At 63.5% G+C, this 18529-nt stretch carries 12 protein-coding genes; 5 read left to right on the forward strand and 7 right to left on the reverse strand.

From position 1 onward, the window contains the following. Positions 1 to 171: 171 nt before the first annotated feature. Both OHL12_RS08475 and OHL12_RS08480 read right to left on the reverse strand, forming a co-directional pair. Positions 172 to 3576 (reverse strand): TonB-dependent receptor, encoded by a 3405-nt coding sequence (locus OHL12_RS08475; RefSeq protein ID WP_263413389.1) that lies wholly within the window; start codon positions 3574 to 3576, stop codon positions 172 to 174. 286 nt (positions 3577 to 3862) lie between these two features. Next, entirely contained in the window at positions 3863 to 4264 is a 402-nt protein-coding gene (locus tag OHL12_RS08480; protein ID WP_263413390.1) for a DUF2237 family protein, read from the reverse strand. A gap of 313 nt (positions 4265 to 4577) precedes the next feature. Here OHL12_RS08480 and OHL12_RS08485 point away from each other — a divergent pair, with 313 nt between their 5' ends. Continuing rightward, positions 4578 to 6212: a peroxidase family protein gene (locus tag OHL12_RS08485; protein ID WP_263413391.1), complete on the forward strand. Its 1635-nt coding sequence runs from the start codon at positions 4578 to 4580 to the stop codon at positions 6210 to 6212. 75 nt (positions 6213 to 6287) lie between these two features. Here the strand turns inward: OHL12_RS08485 and OHL12_RS08490 are convergent, their stop codons facing one another. After that, positions 6288 to 7919, reverse strand: coding sequence for an ABC-F family ATP-binding cassette domain-containing protein (locus tag OHL12_RS08490; protein WP_263413392.1), 1632 nt, complete (start codon positions 7917 to 7919; stop codon positions 6288 to 6290). A gap of 80 nt (positions 7920 to 7999) precedes the next feature. On the opposite strand from OHL12_RS08490, the gene uvsE reads away from it, so the two are divergent. Then, positions 8000 to 9313, forward strand: a complete 1314-nt coding sequence (gene uvsE, locus OHL12_RS08495) for a UV DNA damage repair endonuclease UvsE (protein ID WP_263413393.1) — start codon at positions 8000 to 8002, stop codon at positions 9311 to 9313. Between the two features lie 159 nt (positions 9314 to 9472). Here the strand turns inward: uvsE and OHL12_RS08500 are convergent, their stop codons facing one another. From OHL12_RS08500 to trpD, 4 genes are all read right to left on the reverse strand, one after another. Continuing rightward, entirely contained in the window at positions 9473 to 11686 is a 2214-nt protein-coding gene (locus OHL12_RS08500) for a S53 family peptidase (protein WP_263413394.1), read from the reverse strand. A 160-nt stretch (positions 11687 to 11846) separates the two neighbouring features. Beyond that, positions 11847 to 12404: a DinB family protein gene (locus OHL12_RS08505; protein WP_263413395.1), complete on the reverse strand. Its 558-nt coding sequence runs from the start codon at positions 12402 to 12404 to the stop codon at positions 11847 to 11849. Positions 12405 to 12500: 96 nt separating this feature from the next. Further along, positions 12501 to 13415 (reverse strand): bestrophin family protein, encoded by a 915-nt coding sequence (locus OHL12_RS08510; protein ID WP_263413396.1) that lies wholly within the window; start codon positions 13413 to 13415, stop codon positions 12501 to 12503. Between the two features lie 35 nt (positions 13416 to 13450). Further along, positions 13451 to 14488, reverse strand: coding sequence for an anthranilate phosphoribosyltransferase (gene trpD / locus OHL12_RS08515; RefSeq protein WP_263413397.1), 1038 nt, complete (start codon positions 14486 to 14488; stop codon positions 13451 to 13453). 137 nt (positions 14489 to 14625) lie between these two features. On the opposite strand from trpD, the gene sucC reads away from it, so the two are divergent. The 3 genes from sucC to OHL12_RS08530 all read left to right on the forward strand — a co-directional run bounded on the left by sucC (position 14626) and on the right by OHL12_RS08530 (position 18517). After that, positions 14626 to 15804, forward strand: coding sequence for an ADP-forming succinate--CoA ligase subunit beta (gene sucC / locus OHL12_RS08520; RefSeq protein WP_263413398.1), 1179 nt, complete (start codon positions 14626 to 14628; stop codon positions 15802 to 15804). After that, the gene (gene sucD, locus OHL12_RS08525; RefSeq protein WP_263413399.1) at positions 15804 to 16679 is read left to right on the forward strand and encodes a succinate--CoA ligase subunit alpha; all 876 of its coding nucleotides are present in this window, start codon (positions 15804 to 15806) and stop codon (positions 16677 to 16679) included. Before sucC ends, sucD begins: the two co-directional genes overlap by 1 nt. A 167-nt stretch (positions 16680 to 16846) precedes the next feature. Then, the gene (locus tag OHL12_RS08530) at positions 16847 to 18517 is read left to right on the forward strand and encodes a PAS domain-containing sensor histidine kinase (RefSeq protein WP_263413400.1); all 1671 of its coding nucleotides are present in this window, start codon (positions 16847 to 16849) and stop codon (positions 18515 to 18517) included. The last annotated feature ends 12 nt before the right edge of the window (positions 18518 to 18529 follow it).

Genomic DNA, 18529 nt, shown 5'->3' on the forward strand with positions numbered 1-18529 from the left:
AGTTTGTCTCTCTGCTTCCATTGTAGAAAGTTCGAGGGTAATTCTGCGCAGGGCGTAAGGTGCTGGCACAGTGCCACTTAGCTGCAGGCGGGGCTTGACAAGAATTTCGTGCAACAGAAAGCCCCGGCGCTGGCCGGGGCTTTCCTGTTGCTGCTTGCCTTGCAGTGTGGGCTAGAAGAAGAAGCGGCCCAGGAACTGCAGTTGGCGCGGTGTGTACAGGATGCCGGAGGTGCTGGTCTGCGCACCGAAGCCGGTCTGGGTGTAGGGGACGATGCAGCCGTCCGTTGCCGTTGCCGGGCAGGTAGTGGCTGCGCCGCCACTGCCGGCGGTGGTGCTGGTGCCAGCGGTCTGGTAGGTGGCGAAGGTCTGGTTTACGCCGAGCTGATTGCGATGGTTCGCGATGTTGAACGCTTCAGCGGCGATTTCGATGCGCATGCCTTCCCGGAGCGGGAACTCACGGGAGAGGCGCAGATCGGTATTGTGGACTCCCGGTCCCTTGAAGGCGTTGCGGGGAGCGACGGCGGTTGGAACACGACCGGGAGTGCCGGCGTTGTTCAGGGAGAGCTCGGCACCGGTGAGGCCACCGTCACCAATAACGGATACGGGTGAGTTGCTCATGAATGCGGTGAGCGGCAGACCCGTCTGTGCCGTGACCGTGGTGGTCAACTGCCAGCCGTTGGCCGCGTACGCAGCCAGCTTGTTGCCGATGGGGAAACGCGAGATTGCGACGAGGGAGCCGACGAAGCGGCCACGAACGTCGAGATCGGAGCGCGAATACTCAGCCGCGCGTCCCGCACGGTGACCGCGCGCGAACGGGTCGAAGGCCACGTCGGTTCCGTTGAAGGTTCCGTTTACGCCGGAGACCTGACCGCCGTCCATGGCGTGAGCCCAGGTGTAGTTGGCCAGGACCTGGAAGCTGCGGGAGAGCGGCTTCCTGAGGCTGACGGCAAGCGAGTTGTACCAGCTATTCACGTCAGAGAAGCCCGTGAGCATGGTGCCAGTGGTGGTGTAGAGGCGCCGAGTGTAGTACGGAGTGGGAATAACCTGCGACACGCCCTGTGCGTTGATGTAGGTGTAGTTGCGCACCACGGCAGAGGTGGGATCGACGTTGGTGTCAACAAAGATGGGCAGACGCATGCCGCGCGTACCAACATACCCAACGCTGAGGGTGGACCGGAGCGGCAACTGCTGCTCGACCGAGAGGTCGTAGGAGTGAGTGTAGGGATTGAGAAAGTTGGGGTCGTTGCCGCGGGCACCGAGAGTACCGGGGGGCAGGCCAGGGTTGACGGCCGGAGTGGCAGCACCGGTGACCTGATTGATGGGTGCCGGACCGGGCGGCGTGAAGGCCGGGATGCCGCCCTGGGGGGCGTAGCTGGCGTAGGTACCCGACTGCGTAAAGCAACGGTTTGTGCCGACGGCGGGGGTGCAGCCGGTGCCGGCAGCCACGTAGGGCGTATTCGGGTTGGTTATCGCGTTTACGTTGAACTGCTGCTGGAAGACACCGTTCTCGCGGCGGTTCGCGTAGAAGGTGGAGTTCGACGTGAGCGCGAAGAAGAGGCCGTAACCGCCGCGCACCACCATACCTTCGTGCGGCGTCCACGCGAAGCCGAAGCGCGGCGCAGCCATGTGGTAATCGATGTTGATGGTGCTGGTGTAGGTCTGCGCCACAGGCGAAGAGGTGTTCGGACGTTCCGGTTGAGGCACAAGCTGGACGTCGTACCGCGCGCCCATGCTGAGCAGAAGCTTGGGCGTGATCTTCCAGTCGTCCTGCACGAAGATGTCGAGATCCTTGTTCCAGAAATCGTCGGCACCAACGTGGGTGATGGGATCGTTCACCTGGGTGAAGCTGTTGTAGTGACGGCCGCCGTTGACCTGGTACACGTCCTGGATCCAGTTGGCGAAGTTGAACTCGGTGCTGCCGGTGCCGTAGGTGAAGGAACCATCGCCCTGAAAGAGGTTGGAGATCTGCTCGTGGATGAGGTTGATATCCACGCCGACCTTCAGGTTGTGCTTGCCACGAACGGTGTTGTAGATGTCGGTGATCTGCCAGCGGTGCTCATCCGGGAAGGCTCCGCGCGGAAGGGCGCTGGTTTCGCCGTACGAAGCAAGATTGGTGATGTTGATGGCCGGGCCGCCGGAGTTGGTGGACGCCGTTTCCAGATCGCGCGACCACTGGAAGTGCACGACGTTGGTCGCGGTGCTGGAAAGTGAGGTTTCCGCGTTGGCGAACAGGAAGCGCTCGTGGAAGTTGATGGTTCCGTTCTGCGAGACGCCACCGTTGTTGACGGTGGTGCTGCTGTTGTAGCCGTTGGGAATCTGCAGGTTTTCAAAGAGGAAGGACGCCGAAAGGTGTGTCTTGGACGTGGCCTGGAAATCGAGGCGCGGCAGGAAGATGTCCTGCTTGGTGTTGCGTTGGAAGGACCCTAGCTGGGTGCCGTTGATGAAGTTGACGGCGGCGCTGCACTGCGCTGCGGTGATGTTTGGGATCACCGAAGGAAAGATCGCCGAGCCGCGGGTCAGGTAGTTGCTGGTGCGGCCGTCGCACAGGGCGACGAGCTGCGAGATGTTCTGCGTCGCGGTGTTGTAGGTGGACAGGTAGGTGATGGGGTTGCGGCGACGATAGCCGTCGTACACGGCGTGGAAGAACATCTTGTCGCGGATGATGGGTCCGCCGACGGCTGCACCGAACTGGTGCTGCGTCTTGATGGGCTGCTGCAGCAACAGGGGGTTATTGCCGGTGCGGCCCTGGTACTTGTTCTGCGGATCAAGCGCATTGAAGCCGGGTGTGCGGTAGTACTCGTAGGCGTCGCCGTGGAAGGAGTTGGTGCCGGACTTGGTAATGGCGTTGATGACGCCGCCGGCGGCCTGGCCGAATTCGGCCGAGTAGCTGGAGGTGGCGGACTGGAATTCCTGGATGGCGTCGATGGGGAAGACGTAGGGAGCGCCGATGGAGCGGCCGCGAGCCTCAGAGAAGAAGGCCTGGTTGTTGTTGGCGCCGTCGACCAGGTTGGTGTTGTAGAGGCCGGAGATGCCGCGGAAGCTGAGCAGGCCCGAGTTGCCGTCGGGGACGACGTTGGGCGTGAGCAGAACGAAGTTGTCGAAACGGCGGCCGTTGACGGGCAGGTTGTTGACGAGGCGCTCGCCGACGACCTGGGACTGGTCGGTGCGATCGCTGTCGACCAGAACGGCATCGGTGGTGACGGTGACCTCCGACGATACGGAGCCGGCGGGCAGCGTGGCGTCTACGGTGTTGGTGTTGCCGACGGTGACCTGCACGTTCTTCTGGTCGACGCGGCCGAATCCGGAGCCGCTGATGATGACCTCGTAGGTGCCGGGCTGCAGGAAGGTGGCGGTGTAGTGGCCGTCGGAGTCGGTGGTGAGGTCCTTCTTGGCGCCTGTGCCGGTGTTGATGACGGTGACGGTGGCGCTGGGAACGACGGAACCGGCTGCGTCGCGGACGACGCCGGCGATGTTACCGAGAGCGGCGGTTTGCGCGAAGCCGGTGGCGGTTACGGCGGAAACCGCGAGGGCGGCAACGAATACACTCGCGCGCAGCTTGGAACAATGGGTCTTCAACTGGTTGGCTCCTGAAGGCTTGCACCCGGGGCTATCAGCGACGATCACCGGGGTAAAAAGTCGATGGTTCGGAACGAGCGAGGGCCCGGTTCTTTGGCGCTGTGCGCGGGTTTGCACACGACCGGTTCCCAGATTTAGGCGTTGCCTTCAGGATGAGTTAGCCGCAACGCCATGTCAAGCCAAGCGGATGAATTGTGCGCGAATGGCGTAGGCCGGTCCCGTGTGGCGCAAAGAGATGGCAGCCCGCGAACGGGCTGCCCTGGGTGTGCTGCAGGTACCAAGTGTTTTAGACGAGCTTGTCGGGGATGACGGCGTACTGCAGGAGGATTTCGAACGGGATGATGCGGAGGGTGTTCTCGTGCGTGGCCTCGAGGACGATGGGGCAGGGCGAGCCGGCCTCGTAAGCCTGAAGCCAGCGGGCAGCACAGACGCACCAGCGGTCGCCGGCGTGCAGGCCGGGGAAGCCGAAGTGGGGCGCCGGCGTGATGAGGTCGTTGCCCAGGCGGCGGGAGGCTTCGAGGAACTCGTCGGTGACGACGGCACAGACGGTGTGGACGCCGCGGTCGTCGGGGCCGGTGTTGCAGCAGCCGTCGCGGTAGAAGCCCGTGACCGGGTCAGTGCCGCAGGTCTGCAGGGGCTGACCGAGTACGTTGCGGGATTCGTCCTGTTCGTAGTCCTCTGAGGCCATGGCTCGCTCCTTTTGCGCGTTTGCAGGAATGCACAAAGCACGCTGCAGCCGACAGAAATTGATTGTAAGCGCGCCGGGTGCATGCTAGATTTCACGCGGCTTCAAGTAGGACGCGCACGTTGCAGTCTGCTGCTGCTGACTCCCCCGCGACGCATCCACGGTGGCCCGTTCCCTGAGTGGCCCGCAGTATTTCTTCCCGGATCTGTGCTGTAACACTGCGGGCACTCCCTTTCTTCCAAGCAGTTTCGTTTCGCGGTGTACGGCTGTCCGCGCGAAGTTGTTACGGCCCTTCTCGCACGTTGAGGAGTTATCTATGAACCCACCACGTATCAAACGCGCACACGGTGGTGTGCGCGGCGCAGACCTGTCCCGCGGTTCCCTGCTGTTTGACGGACCGTTTGGACGCATGTTTCGAACGCTGCCGGCAGCGGATTTCGGTGCGGACGAGGCAGCAAACAACAGCAACTTCGCAGCTCTGGCGTCGCAGATGAACGGTGACTTTGCGGCAAAGGATGGTCCCGACGCGGAGGAGAGCGGCATACCCGCGGCGTACACGTACCTCGGGCAGTTCATCGATCATGACCTGACGTTTGACCCGGCGAGCAGTCTGCAGAAACAGAACGATCCGGATGCGCTGGAGGATTACCGGACGCCGAAGTTCGACCTGGATAACGTGTATGGGCGCGGGCCGGACGACCAGCCATACATGTATTGCACAGGCACTGGCGTGAACGCAGCGCAACTGGTGCGCGGAACTGCGCTGACGGGTGCGGCGACGAATCCGAATGCGACGGACCTGCCGCGCGCCGCGAACGGACGCGCGATTATTGGCGACCCGCGCAACGACGAAAACAAGATCGTGTCGCAGATGCAGGGGTTGTTTCACCGTTTTCATAACCGCGTGGCGAAGGACAACCCCACGTGGCAGTTCCAGCGCGTGCAGCAGGAGGTGCGCTTCCACTACCAGTGGGTGGTGCTGCACGACTTTCTGGAGCGCATCGTGAGTAAGAAAGTGCTGGAAAAGGTGGTGCGCTTTGACGGTCATCGCACCAACATCACGACGGAGTTCTTTCATGCGCGGGACCTGGCGTATATGCCGCTGGAGTTTTCAGCGGCGTGCTACCGGTTTGGCCACTCGATGGTGCGGCCGGGCTACCGGTTGAACGATGGCGATGACGCTCTGCTGCCGATCTTTGCAGCGGGACCGTCGATGGCCGGTGGCAAGGCGACGGACCTGCGCGGCTTCGAACCGCCGCAGAGTGATCTTGCGATCGACTGGAACCGGTTTGCGGATCTTTCACCACTGGCATACGGGACGCTGGTGGACAATCCTGATCCGACGCTGCCGGCCAATCGGAACCGGCTGCAACTGGCGTACAAGATCGATACGTCGCTGGTGGGTGGGCTGTCGACGCTGCCGGATTCCGTGGCGAGCAATCCCAACATTCTGGCGCTGCGGAATTTGCAGCGTGGCTGGCGCATGCGTCTGCCGAGCGGGCAGGATGTTGCGCGTGCGATGGGCGTGATACCGCTCACGGATGACGAGATCAAGATCGGCAAATTCACTGGGGATCCGACCGATCTGAAGGGTTCGAATGCGGACTTTGGCGACGGCAGCTTTGCTAACAATTGTCCGCTGTGGATCTATACGTTGGCGGAGACGCGGCACCACGTGGAGAAGGTGAAGGTGGTGACCACCGAGGGCGACAAGTTCATCGACACGCCAAAGCTGGGCGCGGTGGGTGGACGCATTGTGGCCGAGACAATTGCCGGGCTAATCCAGTACGACTCGTACTCCTTTGTGAGCCTGGATCCGCTGTGGACGCCGACGCGCGATGTGGGCGCGGGCAAGCCTCGGTCGGTGAGTTATGCCGCGAGCGATGGGTCGTTCCGGTTGAAGGACCTGATTGCGGCGGCGCTGGGCGATGGCACGGCGACGGCGTGCTGAAGATGTGTCTGTGTTGCGAAAACTGCAAGGCCGCGGCGCATGAACGCCGCGGCCTCGGTTTTATTGGGTGCCGACTTATTGCGCGGTGAGGGCGAGTTGCTGCTGGTATTCCTCGTAGGGTCCCTTGTGGTCGGTGATGGTGCCGTTCTGGAAATGCCAGATGCGGGTGCCGACTTCTTCGATGAGGTCCTGGTCGTGGGTGACGAGAAGGACGGTGCCCTCGTATTTTTGCAGCGCCTGGTTGAGAGCGTTGATGGACTCGAGGTCGAGGTGGTTGGTGGGCTCGTCGAGGATGAGGATGTTGGGCTTCTGCAGCATGAGTTTGCAGAAGAGCAGGCGGGCTGCTTCGCCACCGGAGAGTGCGTCGGTCTTCTTCATGCCTTCTTCGCCGCGGAAGAGCATTTGGCCGAGGATGCCGCGGATCTCTTCCGTGGACTTCTTGGGGTCCCAGGAGTGCAGCCACTCGGCGACGGTGGTGCCGTCGGGGATGGCGGCGGTGTGGTCCTGCGCGAAGTAGCCGATCTGGGCCTCGTGGCCCCATTTGACCTCTCCCTGAGAGCGCGGGAAATCGCTGTCCTGCACGTCGGGCATGCCGGAGAGCAGCGACTTGATCAGCGTGGTCTTGCCGGTGCCGTTGCGACCCATGAGCATGACCTTGTCGCCGCGCATGAGGGCAGAGGTGAAGGGCTGGAAGACCGGGCCGGTGGTGCCGTCAGGCGCCGGCGTGTCATAGGTGTGCGTGACCGCGTTTACTTCGAGCACGTGCTTGCCGGAAGGGCGCGCCTGGTCAAAGCGGATGTAGGGGCGCTGGATGTTGGAGCGCGCGAGTTCAGTGGTGGCGAGGCGCTCCACTTCCTTCTTGCGGCTGTTGACCTGGGACGAACGCGTACCGGCAGAGAAGCGAGCGATGAAGTCGTTGAGTTGAGCGATCTTCTTTTCGCGCTCCTCGTTCTGCGACTCGATGCGGGTGCGGACGCTGGTCTTCTGGAGCACCATGTCGTCGTAGCCGCCGGGGTACGTGATGATCGTCTGATAGTCGATGTCGGCGATGTGGGTGCAGACCGCGTTGAGGAAGTGGCGGTCGTGCGAGATGGTGATGAGCGTGCCGCGATAGTTGAGCAGGAAGTCCTGGAGCCAGTGGATGGATTCGAGATCGAGGTAGTTTGTCGGTTCGTCCAGGAGCAGGGCTTCGGGGTCGCCGAAGAGTGCCTGCGCTAGAAGGACGCGGACTTTCTGACCGCCCTGGAGCTCGGACATCTTGCGCTCGTGGACGTCGTTGGGGATGTCGAGGCCCTGGAGCAGAATGGCGGCGTCGGACTCGGCTTCGTAGCCGTTTTCCTCGGCGACGGTGCCTTCGAGTTCGCCGAGGCGCATGCCGTCTTCGTCGGAGAGCTCGGCTTTGTTGTAGAGGGCCTCACGCTCTTCCAGGGCGGCCCACAGGGGGGCGTTGCCCATGATGACGGTGTCGATGACGCGGTAGTTGTCGAACTGGTACTGGTCCTGGCGCAGGATGCCGAGCTTGCGCGGACGGATGACGGTTCCCTTCTGGGCCTCGATCTCGCCGGTGAGGCACTTCATGAAGGTGGACTTGCCGGCGCCGTTGGGGCCGGTGAGGCCGTAGCGACGGCCTGCAATGAACTGGGTGGATACGTCCTCGAAAAGGATCTTCGAGCCGTATCGCATGGTGACGCCGGAGACGGATATCATTCCTATTTATTTTCTCATGGGGCGATTTCACCCGGATTTCGCAGGCTTTCGCCAGCGGCGCGTGGCGCATCTGACCGGAGATGGCAGCGAAGAAGGCAGCAGCGAAGAAGGCAGCAGCGAAGAAGGCAGCAGCGAAGAAGGCCGCGAAGGAGTTGACGCCGGCGCAGCAGGAGCGTGAGGCGAAGCGCAAGGCCAAGGAGAAGGTTACTAAGAAGAAAGCGGCGATGAAGGCTGCACGCGAGCGGCAGAAACAGGAAGCTGCCGAAGAGGCGGAGCGGCGGCTGATCGATCCGATGAGTTACTGCCGGATGCCTGCGACGGACGCCGACGGGTTGACGATGCCGCCCTTCCCTGCCGAGGCGATGCGGCTGGGATTCCCGGTGAAGGTGATGGGTGCGCCGGGCCTGAAGAGCAACGACACGCGCGGGTGGCGGCTGAATCCGCATCTGCGGGTGTCGCTGGGGTACCTGTGCGACATCTTTGCGTACCTGCGCAAGCACGACATTCGCATGTATCGCATGTCGAGCGACCTGGCGCCGTACCACACGCATCCGGACATGCCGCAGTTCCACGGAATGGTGGAGGAGAGTCGCGACGATCTGGCACACGTGGGCCGCATGGCTCGCGCGCAGGGACTGCGGCTGAGCTTTCATCCGTCGCAGTACATTGTGCTGAACAGTGACAACGAGACGCTGACGAAGAAGTCGATTGCAGATTTGGAGTCGCAGGCGACCATGCTGGATTACATGGAGCTAGGGCCTGAGGCGGTGATGGTCGTTCACGTGGGCGGAGCCTACGGCAACCGCGAGGTGGGCACGGCGAACTGGGTTAAGACGTGGCCGCGGCTGAGTGAGCGTGTGCAGCGGCGGTTGGTGCTGGAGAACGATGACATTCGCTTCAGCGCAGCGGATGTGCTGAGTGTGCACGAGCGGACGGGAGTCAAGTGCGTGTTTGACTATCAGCATCACTGGTGTTTCAACCCGGAGGGGTTGGGCATGGTGGAGACGCTGGAGCGCTTTCTGAAGACGTGGCCTGACGGTGTGCGGCCGAAGATGCACTACAGTTGCGCGCGGACGGAGATGCGCGAGATCAAGCGCAAGAGCAAAAAGACCGGGCTGATTGAGACGGTGCTGCAGCCGCCGATCTGGACCGGGCATGCGGACTTCAACAACCCGTTTGAGACGATCACGTTTCTGCGATCGATTCAGCATTTGGACACGGACATCATGCTGGAGTCGAAGGCGAAGGATTTGTCGCTGTTGCGGCTGCGGAATGACATTGCGAAGTATGCGCCGGACCTGGCGGCGCGGTACGCGATCAAGCTGGATGCACCGGTAGAGGATGCTGGCGAGATTGTGGAGGATGAGGCGGAGATGGTGGCGGAAGCGGCTTAGTTTGGAGTGTGTTGGTTGCAAGCGAACGGGGCACTCGATTTGAGTGCCCCGTTTGTTGTTGGTTCAGTGCCGGTGCGGAGGAAAGCAGGTCCTTCGCTTCGCTCAGGATGACACTGCATGGGGGTGATGGGAGGCGCGTCGGTGGCCGATGGGGCGCACTTAGTGGCTGACGGTGCCCCAGTTGACTACGAGGTTGTAGGCGTTGACTGTGCCGATGCCGGTGGCGAAGTCCCAGCCGGTGGTGGTGCCGTAGGCCGGCTGGTAGCTGGTGGTGGAAGTAGAGAGGACGCCGTTGGTTCCGCTGGGACGGTAGCAGTTGTGGGTGCCGGTGCAGTTCACGTCGATGTCGCCCTGCTTGACGTCGTAGAACGTGCAGCCGGAGGTGCCGGAGGCGCCGTTGGTGGAGTTGCAATTGCTATTGCCGGTGCTTCCGTATTCAGCCCTTGCCAGGTTGTAGTAAGTGGGGTTGGGATTGCCCCAGGCGGAGCCGGTCTTCTGGTTTACCAGCGCCTGCATGGCAGCCATGATGGGCGACGCGAATGAGGTGCCACCGGCGCCCGACCAGGTGCTGGGAGCGCCCGAGCAGGAGGTGCCGCCGTTTGCGGTGTCGGTGTAGCAGTAGACGTAGTAGTGGCCCCAGACGCCGTTGGCGGCGAAGAGGCTTACGTCTGGGATGTCACGCACGCCGTCGGAGGGGACGCCGAGCAGACCCGTCTGGAAGCTGGGCTTTGCCGTTCCCTTGCAGGTGCCGCTGACCACGCCGGTGGTCGAAGCCTTGCCGGTGGCGCAGCCGGACGGCCCGCCCGAGCCGGAGCCCGTGGTGAGGTAGTACTGCTTGCCGGTCGTTGAGTTGCAGAAGCCCGAGGTGCCGTAGGTGGTGGAGTAACCGGACTTACTGGCGATGAGCTGCGAAGCGCAGGAGTCATTCCACGGGATCTCAGGGATGTAGCTCTTGGCCGAGGCAAAGGTGCTGGTGTTGGTGGAGTTCCAGTAGCTGGAGTTGGTGCCGGCGTAGGTGTCGCCGAAGTCGGTGCCGCCGACGGCTACGTTGTAGGGCGTGCTGGCAAAGCCGGAGACGGCAATGCCGTGCGTCGCCTTGGTGGCGTTGGCGTCAGAGCTGGCTGCGCCCTCATCGCCGGAGGACACGAAGACGGAGATGCCTTCCGCGACGGCGTTCTTATAGGCCGAGGCGTAGGCGGCGTTGGCAGATGCGCCGTTCTCGCTCTCCGACTCGCCGTAGCTGATGGAGACGATCTTGGGCGGGTTCGACGAGTTGATGAGGTTGTTGAGCGCGATGAGGCCGCCAAAAGTGGTGCTGGTGTCCGCACAGGAGGCGAGCACGATGGCGGCGGACGGAGCGGCGGCGGAGGCCCACTCTGCGTCGAGAATCGCTTCGCCGTCGGCGGCGTTAACGCCCGGGTTGGTGCAGTTGCCGGGATGCTGCTGGGTGAAGGAGCCAGAGGTGTAGGAGGACAAGCCGAACGTCTTGCGGAAGGTCGTCCAGTCGGCCGTCGAGTAGACGTTGGTGTCTTCGATGACGACGATGGTCTGGCCCTGGCCCGAGACGCCGGACGAGAAGAGCGGGTTCAGGTTGTAGATGGTGGCCAGATCGCCGGGGACGACCGCCTGGTAGGTGCTGCCGCTGGAGGTATAGGTGTAGTCGGGATGGACCGCGCCGGCGGCGGAGACGGCGGTACCTTCAGTGGTCTGCTGGCCGGTGCGTGGGTCGAAGTGCGAGGGGTGGATGGCGTGGTGAAGCTGGTGCGGACGGAAGTCGTTGAGGCTGGCGATGCCTTCGACGACTCCGGCGATCGCGCTGGGAATGGACGGATCGCTGGTATTGGCGAGGTGGTTGGCGCCGTCGACCGAGAGGCGATGCATGGAAGTGCGGAAGGCAGACTTAACCTGGCCCGCGGTGCCCGAGAAGTCGATGGTCATGCCGGTGGCGGCGACCGAGTTGACGCTGAAGCCCTGCGACTTGAGCCACCCGGTCACGGCCGCGATGTCGGCCTCTGCCGGGCCGTATTCGCTGCCAAGCTGAGCGGCGGTGAGCCAGTGGTGGTAGTTGGACGAGGTGCTGTCGTTGAGCGTTGCGATGTAGGCGTCGAGGGCGGCTTCCTGCTGGGGCGAGCGCTTGAGCTGCAGGATCATGTGTTCCAGGGGAAGCGTCGCGTTGGCTTCACCGCGGTCGTTGGCGGGGTCTGCGGCCGCGGAGCGCACGTTGCCGGCAAGGACAGTGCGGACGTCTTCCTGAATGGGGCCGCGGATGAGGGTGCGAGCGGCGAGTGAGCCTTGTGCAGAGGCCGCGGACGAGGCGATGGCGAAGCCGGAAATTGCTGCAAGGGACAGACGTGCGTGATGCCGGAATGACATGAAGACGGTCTCCTGAAAGCTGCTGCAAACCTGTGGGCGGCGCGATTGGCATCGTGCGCACGCTGGCGAAGCGGATGGGCAGACCGGGTGAGATGGTGCAGTGTGCCGGATGATACGTCGGCTGGCGCCGCGACGTCCACAACTGCTGCACAGCGGGCTTTTACGCCACGCAAACGGGTTCGCGCGCAGACAGGGCACGGGCGATGCGGCCGATCTGGGCGCGATGGTGGTCGTGGTGCAGACGGAGAAAGAGGACAGTCTCCGGCAGGGTGAACCATGCGCCCTTGGGGTGGGCAAAGACGGGAGATTTGAGTTGCGGCCCACGCGCGTGCTCGAGAAAGCTGCGCCACTGCTCGCGGATGGACTGCCACTCCGCCATGGCCTGGTCGGCGTTGGCGTTCTCGTCGGGGAGGACACCGGGAACTTCCGCCGGAACCTTGACCCGCAGGGGTGCGCGCATGACGTTGCGCACGATGAGCGAACCCACACGGTCGCGCAGCTTGATGGAGGCTTCGTCGGTCTCGGCCATCTTGTGCTTGACGGCTTCCAGCACTTCGCGCTCCACGTTGGCGACATGGCTGATCAGTTCGGCCGCGGACCAGCTATTGGCGGAGGGGCGCTCGTTCAGGCGCGCCGCCGGAATCCCGCTCAGTTGATCGAGCATGGCGGACTTGCTGTTCTCCAGCGCACGGAAGCGCCGCTGCAGGATGGGAAGCATGGATGGTGAAGGGATGCGCGCCGCGTCCCCCGCGCTGTATGCCTTGAAGCGACGCACCGGAACGACGCACTTCGGCAGTCGGTGGAGCCGCGTGTTCTAGCGCAAGATGCTGTCGATGGGCTGCAACGGCAGCGGGAGAGGAGTTCTGCCCAGAATCTGGAGCAGGCTGATCTCAACCGTGCGGGCCATCGCGGATAGCGGAAGAGCGTTGAGGCCGTTGCCGAAGGGCTCCTGAAGGTCGTCGCCCAGCGTGTCCAGCCCGAAGAAGGCATAGGCGACGAGGGAGCAGAACAGGATGGTGCCGTAGTGGAACGTCTGCGCCAGGCCGAATGGCAGCAGGAAACAGAAGGCGTAGGCGGTGCGATGGAGCAGAAGCGTGTAGGTGAACGGAGTGGGTGTGCCCTTGATGCGTTCACAGGCGACCTGGATCGCAGCCAGTTCCGTGAGACGCTCGTCGAAACGGCAGTACAGCATCTCGCCGAAGTTGCCGCGGCGCATCATGGAGGCGTAAACGGCCGCAAGCTGTTGCAACATGCTGTCGGGCAGATTGCGCAGAGTGACGGCTGACGCGGGCGGCGGTAGAGCGTACGCGGCTGCCTCTGCAGGCGTGGGCTGATCGCGCAGGTGCGCCATGAGGCTATAGGTGTAAGCGATTTGATGCAAGATGGCGTTCTCGGCTAGCGCCTGGTCTGAGTCAGGAGCGGTCTGCCGGGTGAGGCGAGCCAGGGAACGCTGGACGCCGATGAGTGCGCCGAGTTGGCGCCGCGCCTCCCACCAGCGCTCGTAGCAGGCGCTGTTGCGGAAGCCAAGAAAGATGGAAAGCGCGATGCCGAGCAGAGTGAACGGAGCCACGCTGAAGCTGCGGAAGGTGGCAGGCCAGCGCTGGCTGGCTGCCACGACCCACGCGGAGAACGCCGCGACACTGAGCACCTGCCAGACGATCTGGCGCAGAATGGACAGCCGGTATATGACGAAGAGCTGCCACACACTGGGGCGGTCGCGGACGATCATGCGGGCAAGTATTCCATAGCGATTCGCGGGATTCGCTAACCGCGGAGCGCGTTGATAAGGCGGGTGACGGCGCCGGAGTCGATGGCGTGGGCCGCGAGCTCTCTGCCGTGAACGAGCGAGTCCGCGATGCCTGCAATTTGCAGGACGGCGGCTGCGTTGAGAAGGACGATGTCCCGGCGAGGTGAGCTTGCGGAGCCGGGGCTTCCGGCGGCGAAGATTTCGAGCAGGATGGCGGCGTTTTCGCGGGCGTCACCGCCCTGGAGAAAGTCAGTGGAGGGCGTGAGGCCGGCGTCCTCGGGGCGCAGCGTCTGCACGTGGACCTCGGGGCCGTGCACGGTGGCGACGGTGCTAGGGCCGGAGAGTGCGAGTTCGTCGAGACCACCGGTTGCGCCTTCGCCGTGGACCACCATGGCGCTGTGCATGTGGGCGGAGGTGGCGAGGGCCTCGGCGACGAGCGGGACGGCCTGTGCCGAGTAGACGCCGAGCACCTGGCGGCGAGCGCCCGCAGGGTTGGTCATGGGGCCGAGCAGGTTGAAGACGGTGCGGAACGGAAGGGCGCGGCGCACCGGCGCGACGATGCGCATGGCGGGGTGCATGCGGGTGGCGAGGAGGAACGCGAAACCGTGACGGCGGATAGCTTCGGCGGCGGATTCGGGCGTGTGCTCGATGGGGATGCCGAGAGCTTCGAGCACGTCGGCCGAGCCGCAGCGCGAGGTGATGCTGCGGTTGCCGTGCTTGGCGACGCGGGCGCCGGCGGCCGCCGCGACGAGCGCCGTGGCGGTGGAGATATTGAAGGTGCCGCTTGCGTCGCCGCCGGTGCCGCAAGTGTCGACGAGGGTGTCGCGCTCGGCGTCGGTGAGCGGGAGGGTGATGGAGGCCTCGCGCATGGCCTGGGCGAAGCCGGCGAGTTCGGCGGCGGTTTCGCCACGCTCGTGCAAGGCGGTGAGGAGGTCCGTCATCTCCTGCGGGGAGAACTCACCGGCGAGCAGGGATTGCATGAGGTCGCGGGCGTCGTCGAGCGACAGAGCTTCGCTTTCGGCCGTAACGCTGAGCAGCAGTTGATCCGCGGTCATTCTGATGTATTGTCCCATTGTGCGCGGTGGCGTTGCGATAACCGCACTGATGTGCGGAGTTCGTTTGCCGGTCGTACTTTTGGGTGCGGTACCCTTGAGCCGTCTCCGCGTTGAACGCGGGCGGGAGCTGTACGGCAATGAAGATTCACGAGTACCAGGCGAAAGAGATCCTGCGGAAGTACGGCGTTCCCGTGCCCGATGGCGAGATGGTGACGACGCTGGAGCAGGCCGACACCGAAAGCAAGAAGCTGTTCAGCGGCGGCAATCCGGTGGTCGTGGTCAAGGCGCAGATCCACGCCGGTGGACGCGGCAAGGGCGGCGGCGTGAAGGTGACCAAGGACCTGGAAGGCGCGAATGCGGCGGCCAAGGCGATCCTGGGCATGCAGCTGGTGACGCACCAGACCGGGCCCGCGGGACAGAAGGTGCAGCGTCTGTTGATCGAGCAGGGATCGGCGATCGAGCGCGAGCTTTACCTGGGCATTGTGCTGGACCGCGCGACGAGCAAGCTGACGATGATGGCGTCGCAGGCCGGCGGCATGGAGATTGAAGAGGTCGCGGCGAAGACGCCGGAGGCCATCTATAAGGAAGCGATCGAGCCGGCGCTGGGACTGCAGCCGTGGCAGGCGCGCAACCTGGCGTTCAAGCTGGGGCTGAGCGGGCCGCAGATCAACCAGGCGGTCGGCTTCATGCTGGGGTTGTACAAGGCGTTCGTCGAGACGGATTGCTCGCTGATGGAGATCAATCCGCTGGTCACGACGAAGGACGGCAAGCTGCTGGCGCTGGATTGCAAGATCAACTTCGACGACAACGCCCTGTATCGGCACAAGGACCTGAAAGAGCTGCGCGACATCGCGGAGGAAGATCCGCTTGAAGTGGAAGCGAGCAAGGATTCGCTGAACTACATCAAGCTGGACGGCAACATTGCCTGCATGGTGAACGGTGCGGGCCTGGCGATGGCGACGATGGACATCATCCAGTACGCGGGCGGATCGCCGGCGAACTTTCTGGATGTGGGCGGCGGCGCGAACCAGCAGCAGATTGAGGCAGCGTTCGCGATTCTGCTGGCAGACAAGAACGTGAAGTGCATCTTCATCAACATCTTTGGCGGCATTCTGCGCGTGGATGTGCTGGCGACTGCGGTGGTTGCGGCAGCAAAGAACCTGAACGTCACGCTGCCTCTTGTTCTGCGGCTTGAGGGGACCAACGTGGAAGAGGGTCGCAAGATTCTGCAAGAGTCAGGGATCAAGTACGCGGTTGGCGAAACCATGGCGGAAGCAGCAAAGCTGGCGGTCGAAGCCGCGAACGGGAGCAAGTAATGGCGGTTTTGGTTGATAAGAACACGCGGCTGATTGTGCAGGGCATTACCGGGCGGGAGGGGTTGTTCCACGCCAAGGGATGTGCGGAGTACGGCACGAATGTTGTGGGCGGTGTGACGCCGGGTAAGGGTGGCACGACGGTTGAGGGCTTCCCTGTGTTCAACACCGTTCAGGAAGCGGTGAAGGAGACGGGCGCGAATGTGTCGGTCATCTTTGTGCCGCCACCGTTCGCTGCCGACGGCATCCTGGAGGCCGTTGCGGCGGAGCTGCCGCTCGTGATCTGCATCACGGAAGGCATTCCGACGCTGGACATGGTGAAGGCGTGGGACGTGGTGAAGGCGTCGAAGTCGCGGCTGGTTGGGCCGAACTGCCCGGGCGTGATCTCGCCGGGCAAGGCCAAGGTCGGCATTATGCCGGGCCGCATCCACAAGGAAGGCAACGTGGGGATTGTATCGCGGTCGGGCACGCTGACCTACGAGGCCGTCTATCAGTTGACGACGCGCGGCATCGGGCAGTCGACCGCGATCGGCATCGGTGGCGACCCGATCATTGGGACCAACCACGTGGCGGCGCTGAAGCTGCTGAACGAAGACCCCGAGACCGAGGCGATCATCATGATCGGCGAGATCGGCGGGACGGCGGAAGAGGCCGCTGCGGCGTACATCAAGGAGAACGTGAAGAAGCCGGTGGTCGGCTTTATCGCGGGGCAGACCGCGCCTCCTGGACGCCGCATGGGTCACGCGGGCGCGATCATCAGCGGTGGCGAGGGCACGGCCGAGAGCAAGATGGCGGCGATGGCCGAGGCAGGCATCCACGTGGTGAAGTCGCCGGCAGAGATCGGCGAGACCATGGCTCGAGTTCTGGGCAAGGGGTAGCCTCGGTCTTCCTCGAACTGCGTCGCCCACGAGCGACAATATGCGGCGTTCCTGCACGGTAGCAGGCCTTTGCTGCTGGAACGAATGTCGGATTTCTGTTTTCTGCCTGCAGTCAAACTGCTGCAGCTTCCGTGCATCCCACCATTTGCGGACGTTATTCCGCAAGCATGATGGGATCCGAGCAAGTCCAATCCGGAAGCGAGACGGCAAAGGTGCCGGTGTGGTCCGACGATGGTCTGCTAGACCAGATCGACACACCCATCTATTGCGTGAATCGCAAAGGCGAATGCCGCCGTTTCAATCGCGCGGCAGAGCGCCTGTTCGGCTACTCGCAGGCGGAACTGCTCGGTCGGAACCTGCACGAGGTGCTGCACAACCGGCGGCCGGACGGAAGCCCCTTTCCGCAGGAAGAGTGCAGGCTCGTCGGTGAGATCCGCCCCGGAAACACGGTGACCGGCATTCTGGAAGTGATGTGGTCGCGTGCCGGGGAGGCGCTGCCGGTGGAGTGCAGCGTGGCGGCGGTCACCATGGGTGGCGAGGCCGGCTCCGTGATCACGATGAAAGACCTGCGGCCGCAGCAACAGGCCGAGGCGTCTCTCCTCTCCTTGCAGGAAGAGGCGGCCGAAGTGCTGAGGCAGAGAGACGTGGCCTCGCGCATGGAGCGCGAGATGGCCCTGGCCGAGGCCAATCGGCAGCGGTACATCGCATCGCAGTTGGAGCACACAGCCGCAGCTCAAATTCGGGAACAGCAGGACCTGCTCGACTCCGTGGTTCAGACAACGCCCGTGGGGATTGCGGTGCTGGACGAAAACCTGCGCTTCCGCTGGCACAATCCCGCATATGAGGTGATGCTGCGTAGCGCCGGGGCTCCCGTACCTGCGCCTGGCGTATCGTTCCTGGAGGTAGTGTCTGCCTCGCCCGAAGTGGAAGCGATCCTGCGCGAGGTGCAGCGGACCGGGGTTCCGTTCCAGGCGTCAGCGTATGCCTATGACACCCTGCCGAATGGTCGCACCTATTGGAACTGGTCACTGAAGCGACTGCCAACTCGCGAACTGCTGGTGACCGCGCAGAACGTGACGGAGCAGACCCTGTCGCAGCAGGCGCTGGTGGAGTCGGACAAGATGGCCGCGGTGGGACGGCTGGCCGCCTCCATCTCGCACGAGATCAACAATCCGCTGGAGGCGGTGACTAACCTGTTGTACCTGCTGCACGGCGCGCCGGAGTTGTCGGAAGAGTCGCGCAGCTACATTGAGACGGCGGAGACTGAGCTGTCGCGCGTGTCGCGGATTGCGTCGGAGACGTTGCGCTTTCATCGCCACGCGGTGGAAGCGGTACACCGCACGCCCAAGCAACTGGTGGATCCGGTGCTGGCGCTGTATGCGGGCAAGCTGAAGTCGTCGCGGGTGCAGGTGTCTACGGACTACGACGCGGCCCCGCCGGTGAAGACGTTCGAGGGAGACGTCCGGCAGATCCTGAACAACCTGATCGGCAATGCGATCGACGCCATGCAGCGGGGCGGCGACCTGCGCGTTCGCACGCGGCCCGCAATCTGCCCTCGCACGGGGCGCAAGGGGCTTCGCATTTCTGTGATCGACAGCGGGCACGGCATGAGCCCGGAGACCGCGGCTCACATCTTCGAGCCGTTCTATACGACCAAGGGCGCTTCGGGTTCCGGCCTGGGGCTATGGATTTCACACACGCTCGCGGAGCGGCAGGGTGGCAAGCTCATGGTGCGCTCTTGTCATGCGAATAACCCCCTCGGCAAGCCTTCGGGGACGACGTTTTCGCTGTTCATACCGAGCCAGGATCAGGCCCCGCAGGCTGCGACGATACAATAAGAAAACCCTACT

Origin of the sequence: Terriglobus aquaticus (assembly GCF_025685415.1) — a bacterium.
Taxonomy (GTDB): domain Bacteria; phylum Acidobacteriota; class Terriglobia; order Terriglobales; family Acidobacteriaceae; genus Terriglobus; species Terriglobus aquaticus.